Raw genomic sequence first — 10937 nt, 5'->3', positions numbered from 1 at the left:
GCCTTGAGGCGCGCGTACGGTCGGGCTTTTGGGGCTTTTGAGGCGCGTACGGCTGGCTCCTCCGCATGCGGGTTTACCCGGGCCTGCGGGCTTTCCGGCGCACGCGTGCGGGGCGTCACCGGGCTGCGGCGTGAGGAGGTGGCGATGCTGGCCCGGCATGAGCAGCGACTACTACCTGCGGCTGGAACAGAGCAGGGGTTTGGGTGGGTTCAGTCGTTGAGTTCGGACAGCCAGCCGAGTTGCTCGGCGCGATCCTCCACGGTGGGGGCGTTCAGGCCGACGATCAGCCGGGTCGCGCCGGCCTTGCGGAAGGCTTCCAGGCGCTCGCGAACCCGTGAAGGGGTGCCGCACAGGGCCAGGGCGTCGACCAGGTCGTCGGGGACCTCCTCCATCGCCTCGCCCAGGTCGCCGTCGAAGTAGGCGTCCTGCACCCGTCCCGCCGCCTGGCCGAAGCCGAGGCGGTGCGCGAGCCGGTTGTAGAAGTTGACTCCACGGGTGCCCATTCCGCCCAGGTAGAGGGCGAGCATCGGGCGGATGAGGTCGCGGGCGTAGTCGGCGTCGTCGTCCACCATGGCCATGACCATCGGGGAGACCTCGACCTGGGCGGCGTCGCGTCCTGCCCTGGCCGCCCCGGCCCGCAGGTGCGTCATCGACTCGGCCAGGTGCTCGGGCGGGAAGTGGATGGGCAGCCAGCCGTCCGCGATCTCCCCAGCGAGTTCCACCGCCTTGGGGCCCATGGCCGCCAGGTGGATGGGCATTGGCTGCCTCACGGGCGAGACGGTCATGCTCAGCGCCTTGCCCCGGCTGTCGGGCAGGGGCAGGACGATCTCCGGGCCGGGATGTTCGACGGGCTGCCCGGCCAGCGCGGTGCGTACCACGGCCACGTAGTCACGTAGGTGCGCCAGCGGGCGTGCGTACCTCTGCCCGTGCCACCCCTCGGCCACCTGCGGCCCTGACGCGCCGAGCCCCAGCAGGAACCGCCCATCCGACACCCGGTCGACCGTGACGGCCGCCATCGCCGCCGAGATCGCGCTGCGCCCCGTCACCTGCATGACGCCCGTGCCCAGCCCGATCCGCTCGGTACCGGCCGCCAGCCAGGCGAGGGTGGTCACCGGATCGACCCCGTACCCTTCCGACGCCCACACCGAGTCGTACCCGAGCCGCTCCGCCTCACGTACCAGGGCTAACTGGGCATCGTGGGCGGCCGCCACGGGGCCGAGGGTGCCGATGCTGAATCCGAGCCGCACTGCCCTGCCTCCTCATTGGCCGATCTTGCCCTACTCTTCCGCAGAACCTCCGCCGAGACCAGAGGGGTTTCTCACTCCCGTTCCGTGGAGGCGGGAGCTTCGCTGTTCTGAGTGAGCGCACGCCGAAGCTCCTCAAGCAGCGGCGACGTACTGGCGTTCTCGTCGGGATTGTCGAGATCGATCCGCTGCTCCTTCTCGATGATCTTCGCGTTCGGTGCGGTGACCGAGGGTGTCGGCTCGGCCGTGGCCGTGCACCCACCCAGCGGAACTCCAGCCACGAGCACCAGCACCCCACCCAAGACCCGCCCCCCGAGCCGCCCAGGCCCGACCCTCACCACACCTCTCCCGACCACCGGTCTCCTCTGCCAGACACGTCCCCTCCAACCATCTGGCCCACTAAACCCTGAGCGCCAGGCCCGATCAACCCCTCGAAGAAACCCCGCTTCACGCTCCGGCCGCCCATCTACACCCGGGCACAGGAGGCAAGAGGCACATGCGGCACGGAGGCACAGCACGCACGGTCGGCACACGCACGGTCGGAGCAACACGCAGCACGGATACAACACGCAGCACGGATACAGCTGGCAAGGCGGATACAGCAGGCACGAGGGCACGAGGGCATGGGGGCACGGTGAGCACGGCGGGCACGGCGGGCCCGTGGCGGTGCATCGCGGTGCGTGGCGGCAGGTGGCGGTGCGTGGCCGGAGAGCCGGGACAGCAGGACGCGAGGTAGCCAGGGCGGCGGGATCTCAGGGGTCGGATTTGGGTGGAGCTTTGCGGGAGTTGAGGTGACAGATTTTGAAATCTGTCATCCCATATGCCATAGTGAGCTCATGCGAACTCTAGGAATCAACGGACCGCAGGTGTCAGCGCTCGCACTCGGGTGCATGGGCATGTCGGATCTGTATGGCCCCGCCGACGAGGACGAGTCCATCGCCACGATCCGGGCGGCTCTGGATGCCGGCATCACACTGCTCGACACCGGCGACTTCTACGGGATGGGGCACAACGAGCTGCTCATCCGGGAGGCGCTCAAGGGACGGGACCGCGACGCCGTACAGATCAGTGTGAAGTTCGGCGCGCAGCGCGACTACGACGGGAACTGGCTCGGGTACGACGGGCGGCCGCAGGCGGTCAAGACGTCGCTGGCCTACACGTTGCGGCGGTTGCGTGCGGATCATGTGGATGTGTATCGGATCGCGCGGGTTGATCCGGCGGTGCCCATCGAGGAGACCATCGGCGCCATCGCGGACGAGGTCACCAAGGGACATGTGCGGCATGTGGGGCTGTCCGAGGCTGGGGTGGACACGATCCGGCGGGCTCACGCGGTGCATCCGATCGTGGATCTGCAGATCGAGTATTCGCTGCTGTCCCGGGGGATCGAGAGCGGGATCCTGCCGGTCTGCCGGGAGCTCGGGGTGGGGGTGACCGCGTACGGGGTGCTGTCGCGAGGCTTGCTCAGCGGGCACTGGGACAAGGACCGTCGGCTGGCGTCGGGGGACTTTCGGGCGGTGAGCCCCCGGTTCTCCGACGACAACCTTGCCCACAACCTGGCACTGACTGCCGCCCTGGGCGAGGTCGCCGACTCCAAGGGCGCCACGGTGGCCCAGTTGGCCATCGCCTGGGTGCTGGCCCAAGGTGACGACATCGTCCCGCTGGTCGGCGCCCGCCGCCGCGACCGCCTGTCCGAGGCTCTGGGCGCTCTGGACCTCGACCTCAGCCCGGCCGACCTGGCCGCCATCGAGGCCGCCGTCCCTCAGGGCTCGGCCGCCGGTGCGCGCTACGCCGAACAGCAAATGGCCCACCTCGACAGCGAGAGCACCCCTCACTGACCGCCCCGGGACCCCGCCGCGGACCGCTTCCGGCTCAGGGGGCCTGGTCGGGAGGCGAACTGGCGGAGCGGGTGAATGTTAGGAGTGCACGCGTGCGTCGCTGGTGAGTGCGGGCGTGCTGATAGGTCGGTCGCGGGCGCGACGCGGGAGGGCACAGACGGCGGAAGCGCAGATGGAGGGCAGAGGCCACGGGAGGGCAGATGTTCGTCGTGGTGAGATTGAGGGGGCGGCGGATGTGTGGCGGGGGTGGGCGTGAGGGCACGGTTGGGCTGACAGAATTGGTCATATGACAGAGGGTGTGTTGACTCCGGAGCAGATTCTTGGTGCGGCCGAGGATGTGCTTCGGAGGTATGGGCCTGGGAAGGCCACGGTGGTCGACGTTGCGCGGGCGCTGGGGGTTAGCCATGGGAGTGTTTATCGGCACTTTCCCAGTAAGGCGGCGCTTCGGGAGGCGGTGACCGAGCGGTGGCTGGATCAGGCGCACGCCTCGCTGGTGGCGGCTGTCGAGGCGGAGGGGCCGGCGGTTCCTCGGCTGGGGACCTGGTTCGGGGTGCTGTTCGCGGCGAAGCGGGGCAAGGCGTTGCAGGATCCTGAGTTGTTCGCGACGTACATGGTGCTGGTCGGTGAGTCCAGTGCGGTTATTGAGCGACACATCCAGGGGCTGGTCGGGCAGATCGAGCGGATCTTGCGGGATGGGATCGCGCGGGGCGAGGTCTCCGTGGATGATCCGCCGGTTGTCGCTCGTGCCGTTTTCGACGCCATGAACCGGTTTCACGATCCGGTCTACGCCGGGGAGTGGGGGCGGCCGGGGATCGAGGAGGCTTTCGACGCCGTGTGGGGGCTGGTCGAGCGAGGGATCGCTCCACGCCGCCGGTAGGACACCCCTGTTAGCGCTGGTCGAGCGGAGGGATCGCCCCTTGTCGCCGGTGAACATCGCCGCTCGCCAGCCGCGAACCGGCCGCGCCTGCCCGGGTTGAGCCTGCCTGCCCGGCGCCCAGTCCTGCCGGACCTCCCGGGCCTGCCGGATCTGCCGGATCTGCCGGATCTGCCGGATCTGCCGGATCTGCCGGATCTGCGGGGATTGTCAGGGCACCACGGTCAGGATCTTTCGCGCTTCAATGCGCGTCCGGCCAACCGTCCCGTCGGCTGCCCGTCGGCCAATGCGGGCTGGCCGTTGACCACCACGTGCCGGACGCCTCGCGCGTACTGGTGTGGAGACTCGTAGGTGGCCAGGTCGCCGATGGTGGTGGGGTCGAAGGCCACGATGTCGGCATAGGCGCCGGCCTTCAACAGGCCGCGGTCGCGCAGGCCCAGGTTGGTGGCGGGGAGGCTGGTCATCCGGCGTATCGCCTCGGCCAGGGGCAGTACGCCCTGCTCCCGCACATATCGCCCCAATATGCGGGCGAAGGTGCCGTACGCCCGAGGGTGGGTCGGGGCATCGGTGTAGGGAGGTTCGGCGGCGAAGGTCTCGGCGTCGGAGCCGACCGAGACCCACGGGCGACGCAGGGCGGTGCGGAGCACGTCCTCGTCCATCATGAAGTACATGGCGTGCAGGCCCGGCTCCTGCTCCACCAACTGCAGCAGCGTCTCGACAGGGTCGGTTCCGCGTTCTTTCGCCGCCTCCAGGAGGCTCCGGCCTCGGTAGCGCGCGGCAAGGCCCTTCGGGTCGGGGAGGAGCATGACGCCGTCGGCGCCGCCTGAGGCCAGGTAGATGTTCTCCCACCGTTCCGACGGGCTCCGCACTGCCGCGCGGATGCGGGCTCGCTCGGCCGGGTCGGCCAGCCGGGCCGTCAGCGCCTCGTGGCCGCCCTCGTGGAAGTGGGGCGGGATCGAGGCGGCGAGCTGGGTCTGGCCGGCCAGGTAGGGGTAGACGTCGGCGGTCACCGGCTGTCCGGCGGCTCTGGCGGCCTCGACGTGTTCGATGACCTGGGCCATTTTGCGCCAGTTGTCGCGGCCGGCTGCCTTGAGGTGGTAGATCTCCGCCCGTACGCCCGCCCGCCGGCCGATCTCGATCAGTTCGGCGACGGCCTCCAGGAAGTGGTCGCCCTCGCTGCGCAGGTGCGAGATGTACATGCCGTCATGCCGGGCCACCACCTCGCCCAGCGCCACCAGCTCATCGGTGGGCGCGAAGCAGCCAGGCGGGTAGATGAGCGCCGATCCCAGGCCCAGGGCGCCGTCGGCCATCTCCTCGTCCAGGACACCGCGTACCAGGGAGAGCTCGGTGGCGCTCATCGGCCGGTCCTCCGAGCCCGCTCCGATCATCCGCAGGTTGTGCGCGCCGACGAAGCTGGCCACGTTCTGGACGACGCCCTTGCGCTCCAGGTGCGCCAGGAACTCCGACAGCCGCTCCCACACCAGCGGCGGCGTGCCGGGGCCGAAGCTCGCCTCCAGCTCGGCTCTGATCGCGGGGGTGAAGGGTCCGATCGACACGCCTTCGCCGAAGATCTGGGTGGTGACGCCCTGGTAGAGGTCGGACAGGCCGCGACCGTCCTCCTCCAGGGTGAAGTACGCGTGGCTGAGCACGTTCACGAAGCCGGGGGCGACCACCAGCCCGGTGGCATCCAGCACCGGAGCCTCGTGGGCGCCCGCCTCGGGGCCGATGGCGACGATCCGGTCGCCTTCGACCAGGACATCGGCGACGCGAGCCGGGCCGCCGCTGCCGTCGTGAACCATGCCACCGCGAATCACCAGAGAAGCCGCCATGCGGGCATCCTGCGACCTCAGGCCCGCCGAATGTTCATCGGATCCGATGAAGTGGCGCCGATCTTACGTCGCATCCGACGAACGCGATCCCACCGCCAGGCGAAACAAGGCCATAAAGCCACGGATCCACCAAACGTGGTCCTACCGCCAGGTTTCCCGCGAAACGCACCCCTACCGCCAAGGGTCGGCGTGTTCGTCTCCCGGACGACGGCGGCGGGCCGGGGGTGGCGGGGGCGGGTCGTCGCGGCGGGAGGAGTGGTGTTCGCCCGAGATCTGCCAGAAGAGCCAGACCGCCACCACCGGCACCCCGACCAGGACGAGCGAGATCTTCCAGCCGCCCGGCACGACGATCGCCACGATGAGGGCCACGACGAGCAGCGCGAACGCCCCCAGCAGGCCGAGACCGAGCTTCTTCCACAGCGACATACGACCTCCCGAAAACGGCTGGAACGCGACAAAGTATCGCCGATCCGATGATCTAGCGCAGCACCCTGTCCACAGGGTGGCGGGGCAGCGGCGCGTGTGCGAGGGTGGCGAGCATGGTGATCCCGGGGCCGGCGCCGTCCGCGGCGGGTGACAACCTCGACGACATCGCCGCCGCGGGCGGCCTGCACACCTTCCAGCTCGCCCTGCATCGCGACCACGGCGACGTGGCGGAGTTCCGGATGCCCGGCTCGCGCCTGGTGTCGGTGGCCGACCCGGTACTGCTGGAACAGATCGCCCGGGTGGACAAGCGGCCCGAGAAGCTGTTCGAGTTCCTCGCGCCGCTCTTCGAGACCGGCAACCTTCAGGTGATGCCGGCCGAGGAGCACGTGCCGTGGCGCAGGCTGGTGCTCTCGGCGCTGTCCGGGCGCAGGTCGCACGAGGCGCACTACCCCTCCTTCGCCCGCATGACCGAGGAACTGGCCGATCGCTGGGCCGCCGCTTCGGGGCCGGTCGCGCTGCAGAAGGAGCTCAGCGAGCTGTCGCTGCGCATGGTCTGCCAGTACGCGCTGGGCATGGAGATGGACGAGGGCGAGCTGCCCAGGCGGGTGGTCGGCGCCTTCGAGGAGGTCCTGTCGGAGTATCTGGGCAAGCTGTACGGCACGCCGTACCGGGAAGGCGGCGCGCAGGAGGGACTGGCGTTCCTGCGCGGCGCGGTCGACCAGGTGCTGGCCGGACGGCGCCAGCCCGACCGGCCGGATCTGATCACGTTGCTGGCAGAGGCGGGCGAGAGCCCGGCGCGGGTGCGCGACACGGTGTTGTCGATGATGCTCGCCGCCCACCACACCACCGGCGTGGCGATTTCCTGGACCCTCTACCTGCTGGCCGCCCACCCCGAGGTGGCCGAGCGCATCCGCGCGGAGCTGGCCGAAGTGCCGGACGTGCCCGGTTTCGCGGACCTGGGCGGCCTTCGGGTGCTGGAGATGGCGCTCAAGGAGTCGATGCGCCGCTACCCGCCCGGCCCCTACGGCGCCCGCGAGACCACCGAGGACCTCACCCTGGGCGGCTACGACCTCCCAGCGGGTACGACGGTGTTCATCCCGATCTGGGCGGTACACCTCAATCCCCGCGTATGGCCGGACCCAGAGCGCTTCGACCCCGACCGGTTCACGCCCGAGCGCATGGCGGGCAAGCCGAGGCTGGCCTACATCCCGTTCGGCTTCGGCCCGCGGGCCTGCGAGGGCGCGTCGCTGGCCATGCTGGAGGCCAAGCTCGTGCTGGCCGTGCTGCTCAAGCGGTTCGCCTTCCGCCCGGTCGAGGGCCATCCGGTGGTGCCGGTCGAGCGGTTCGTCCTGTGGGCCGAGCACGACATCGAGATGACGGTGCTGCCGGCGCCGTCCTGAGCGGTTCTTTCGGGCTGCTTACGGCAGGCCCGCGGCTCTCCTCCAGCACCGCCCGGGGCGCTCATGATACGAGCGACAAAGCCCCGAAAAATCGGAGTGAACCGACATGTTCCGACTCACCGCGGCCGCCGGATTCCTGTGCGCGTTCGTCCTGGTCTTCAACGCCGCCCGCCGCGCCGGGTTCCTGCCCGAGACGGCGCTCACCCACGCGATCGCGCCGCTGGCCCCGCTGGCCGGCCTGTTCGCGATCACCGGCTGCTACTTCCTCATCTCCCGTACGGCCGGCCGCCTCGGCCTGATCGGCTTCACGATCAACGCCGCGGGCCTGGCCGGCGCCTTCGCCGTCGAGTACACCCTGCACTTCGTCTTCCCCGCCCTCGGCCGGAGCACGGTCGCCACCCTGGTCGCCGGCGGCACCGGCCGGGCGTTCCTGGTGACGTCCCTGGTGCTGATGGCGGGCGTCCTCACCTTCGCCGTGGCCGCCGTCCGCGCGGGCGGCCTGCCCACCGGCGCCATCCTCCTGTACGCGGCGGGCATGATCCCCGGCTCCCTCAGGAACGTCGCCCCGGAGCCCCTCTACCTGCTCGGCCTGCTGGTCGCCGCCGCCGGAGTGGCCTGGCTGGCCCTGGGCCTGTGGCGAGCCGAACCCGCCCGCACCAACCTGGCCCCCGCCTGACCACAAAAACGCCATAAAGCGCCACAAAACTAGCCACGCAGCGCGCCTGACTCAGAGTGCCGCCCGGATCGCCGTCTGGGCGGCCTCCCGCAACTGGGCGTGGACCAGCGCGTTCGGCTCACGCTCCGTCCGCACCTCCACCACCCGCGGCCCCTCCCCCCGCAACGCCTTGCCCAGCTCCGAGATGTCACCGACCAGCGTGTACGGCGTCCCGCTGGCCGCCGCCACATACCCCAGATCCACCCCATGCGGCGTCCCGAAGACCCGCTCGAACGGATCGCGCACCGCCGCCTGCGGCAGCAGCGAGAAGATCCCGCCCCCGTCGTTGTTGACCACCACGAAGCACAGGTCAGGCCGGGGCTCGCGCGGCCCGAGGATCAGCCCGTTCTGGTCGTGCAGGAACGACAGGTCCCCCAGCAGCGCGAACGACGGCCCGTTGTGCCCGAGCGCCGCCCCCATCGCGGTCGAGACCAGCCCGTCGATCCCGGAGGCGCCCCGGCTGGCCATCACCCGGATCCCGCGCCTCGGCCGCATGGCCTGGTCGAGGTCCCTGATCGGCATCGAGGACCCGCTGAACAGCAGCGCCCCGTTCGGCAGCGCGTCCACCAGGTCGCGGGCCAGGCGTGGCTCGCTGAGCCCGGTGGAGTCGAGGAGCCCGTCGATCGCCGCGCGGGCGGCGGCGTCGGCGGCCCGCCAGGAGTGCAGCCACGTGTCGTCACCCGAGGCGACCGGGATCTCCACCGCCTGCGCGACCTGCGTGGCCGAGCGGGTCGGGTCGGGCCAGCGGGCCAGGTCGGGGGCCACGACGATGTGCTCCTGCGCCCGCTTCAGCCACGTCAAAAGCGGGCGCGACAGCCCTGGACGGCCCAGCGTCACCACCACGTCGGGCTGGTGGGCCTCGGCGAACTCGGGCGTGCCGAGCAGGAAGTGGTAGGTGGAGATCGCGTGGTCGCCGTAGCGGCCGCCGCCGTTGGGCTCCGAGAGCACCGGCCATCCGGCCATCCCGGCGGCGGCGATGTAGCGGCGCACGTTGGCGGCGCCGTCCCCGACGACCAGGACGCCGCGGCGGGTCGGCGGGATGTGCAGCGCCACGGGCGGCGGGGCGACCCGGGTGCGCACCCACGGGCCGTTGACGTCGCCGTCGAGCGATTCGCACCAGTTCATGTCGCCGTCGGGGATGAGCGGCTCGCGGAAGGCGACGTTGAGATGGACGGGGCCGGGGTCGCCGGGGCCGAGCGTGCGCTGGTAGGCGCGGCAGGCCAGCGACCGCCAGTACGCCACCTGCCCAGGACGTTCCTCCGGCACCCCCACCTCGGCGAACCAGCGGACGGCGGAGCCGTACAGCTTGATCTGGTCGATGGTCTGGTTGGCGCCGGTGCCGCGCAGTTCTGGCGGCCGGTCGGCGGTGAGGACCAGCAGCGGTACGCCCGACTCGCCGGCCTCGATCACGGCGGGATGGAAGTTGGCGGCGGCGGTGCCCGACGAGCAGAGCAGCGCGACGGGCCGCGCGGAGCGCTTGGCCAGGCCCAGCGCGAGGAAGGAGGCGGAACGCTCGTCGATGCGCACGTGCAGGCGCACCCGCGACTCGGCGTGCAGGGCCAGCGCGAGGGGAGCCGAGCGGGAGCCGGGCGCGAGTACGACGTCGGTGAGCCCGCAGCGCACCAGCTCGTCGACGAGTACGGAGGCCAGCGCGGTGGCGGGGTTCACGAGGCAGCCTCCTGCATCCGGCGAAGCCACGAGGGAGATTCAATCTCAAATTCCGACAAATACGAAAAATCCACGTTCGGGCGGCGGACCGCTATCTGCCCGTCCACCGGCGTCAGCGAGTCTTTCACGACATCTCCGGACAGGAGGGTCATGGTGCCCAGGCCACACGCATAGGGCAGCTCGGGCAGCGCGGCGGCCAGCGCCAGCCCCGCGGCCAGGCCCACCGACGTCTCGACCGCGCTGGAGACCACCGCGGGCAGCCCGCACGCCTCCACCACGCGCAGCGCGTTGCGTACCCCGCCGAGCGGCTGCACCTTCACCACCGCGATGTCGGCCGCCGCCGCGGCCCGCACCCTGAGCGGATCCTCCGCCTTGCGGATCGACTCGTCGGCCGCGATCGGCACCCCGCACCGGCGGCGCACCTGGGCCAGCTCGTCGAGGGTGGCGCAGGGCTGCTCGGCGTACTCCAGGTCGAAGCGGGCCAGCTCCTTCAGCCGGCGCACCGCCTCGTCCACGCTCCAGGCGCCGTTGGCGTCCACGCGCAGCCCGCCCGAGGGGCCGAGGGCGTCCCTGACCGCCTCCACCCTGGCCAGGTCCTCGGCGAAGCTCTGGCCGCGCTCGGCCACCTTGACCTTGGCGGTGGCGCAGCCGGCCTGCCGTACGAGCTCGAAGGCCCTTTCCGGGCCGACGGCGGGAACCGTCGAGTTCACCGGGACGCTCGCGCGCACCGGCGCGGGCCAGCCCTCGTCGGCGGCCTCGCGCGCGCAGGCGAGCCAGCGCGCGCACTCGCGCGGCCCGTACTCGGGGAACGGCGAGAACTCCCCCCAGCCGGCGCACCCGCGGACGAGCACGCCTTCCCTGACGGTCTGCCCGCGAAAACGCTCGCGCATGGGGACCCGGAACACGACGGGAGAACGCTCCACGACCCTCCCCGCACTCATATCCG

Annotated in this window: 10 protein-coding genes; 4 read left to right on the top strand and 6 right to left on the bottom strand. The window is 71.0% G+C overall.

Going from position 1 to position 10937, the window contains the following annotated elements; all coding sequences use genetic code 11:
- Nucleotides 1-209: 209 nt before the first annotated feature.
- A complete protein-coding gene (locus ACIBEJ_RS04780) occupies nt 210-1247 on the bottom strand; it encodes an LLM class F420-dependent oxidoreductase (protein ID WP_397181238.1) in 1038 nt (345 codons plus the stop codon).
- Nucleotides 1248-1318: 71 nt separating this feature from the next.
- On the bottom strand, nt 1319-1537 hold the full coding sequence (locus ACIBEJ_RS04775; protein ID WP_397181237.1) for a hypothetical protein: 219 nt from the start codon (nt 1535-1537) through the stop codon (nt 1319-1321).
- Between the two features lie 543 nt (nt 1538-2080).
- On the opposite strand from ACIBEJ_RS04775, the gene ACIBEJ_RS04770 reads away from it, so the two are divergent.
- Both ACIBEJ_RS04770 and ACIBEJ_RS04765 read left to right on the top strand, forming a co-directional pair.
- Nucleotides 2081-3079, top strand: coding sequence for an aldo/keto reductase (locus ACIBEJ_RS04770; RefSeq protein WP_397181236.1), 999 nt, complete (start codon nt 2081-2083; stop codon nt 3077-3079).
- 286 nt (nt 3080-3365) lie between these two features.
- Nucleotides 3366-3956, top strand: coding sequence for a TetR family transcriptional regulator (locus ACIBEJ_RS04765; protein WP_397181235.1), 591 nt, complete (start codon nt 3366-3368; stop codon nt 3954-3956).
- A gap of 221 nt (nt 3957-4177) precedes the next feature.
- Here the strand turns inward: ACIBEJ_RS04765 and ACIBEJ_RS04760 are convergent, their stop codons facing one another.
- Both ACIBEJ_RS04760 and ACIBEJ_RS04755 read right to left on the bottom strand, forming a co-directional pair.
- Nucleotides 4178-5782, bottom strand: coding sequence for an amidohydrolase family protein (locus ACIBEJ_RS04760; RefSeq protein WP_397181234.1), 1605 nt, complete (start codon nt 5780-5782; stop codon nt 4178-4180).
- 171 nt (nt 5783-5953) lie between these two features.
- Nucleotides 5954-6208, bottom strand: a complete 255-nt coding sequence (locus ACIBEJ_RS04755) for a hypothetical protein (protein ID WP_397181233.1) — start codon at nt 6206-6208, stop codon at nt 5954-5956.
- A gap of 113 nt (nt 6209-6321) precedes the next feature.
- Here ACIBEJ_RS04755 and ACIBEJ_RS04750 point away from each other — a divergent pair, with 113 nt between their 5' ends.
- Together ACIBEJ_RS04750 and ACIBEJ_RS04745 are read left to right on the top strand one after the other, a co-directional pair.
- On the top strand, nt 6322-7608 hold the full coding sequence (locus ACIBEJ_RS04750) for a cytochrome P450 (RefSeq protein ID WP_397181232.1): 1287 nt from the start codon (nt 6322-6324) through the stop codon (nt 7606-7608).
- Between the two features lie 106 nt (nt 7609-7714).
- Nucleotides 7715-8284: a hypothetical protein gene (locus ACIBEJ_RS04745; protein ID WP_397181231.1), complete on the top strand. Its 570-nt coding sequence runs from the start codon at nt 7715-7717 to the stop codon at nt 8282-8284.
- 51 nt (nt 8285-8335) lie between these two features.
- Here the strand turns inward: ACIBEJ_RS04745 and menD are convergent, their stop codons facing one another.
- Complete coding sequence (menD, locus tag ACIBEJ_RS04740) at nt 8336-9991, bottom strand: 2-succinyl-5-enolpyruvyl-6-hydroxy-3-cyclohexene-1-carboxylic-acid synthase (protein ID WP_397181230.1); 1656 nt, start codon at nt 9989-9991, stop codon at nt 8336-8338.
- The gene (locus tag ACIBEJ_RS04735) at nt 9988-10932 is read right to left on the bottom strand and encodes an o-succinylbenzoate synthase (RefSeq protein WP_397181229.1); all 945 of its coding nucleotides are present in this window, start codon (nt 10930-10932) and stop codon (nt 9988-9990) included. Before ACIBEJ_RS04735 ends, menD begins: the two co-directional genes overlap by 4 nt.
- Nucleotides 10933-10937 lie beyond the last annotated feature (5 nt).

It is taken from the genome of Nonomuraea sp. NPDC050790 (assembly GCF_044456745.1).
Lineage (GTDB): Bacteria > Actinomycetota > Actinomycetes > Streptosporangiales > Streptosporangiaceae > Nonomuraea.
This window is presented reverse-complemented; position numbering and strand designations above follow the sequence as displayed.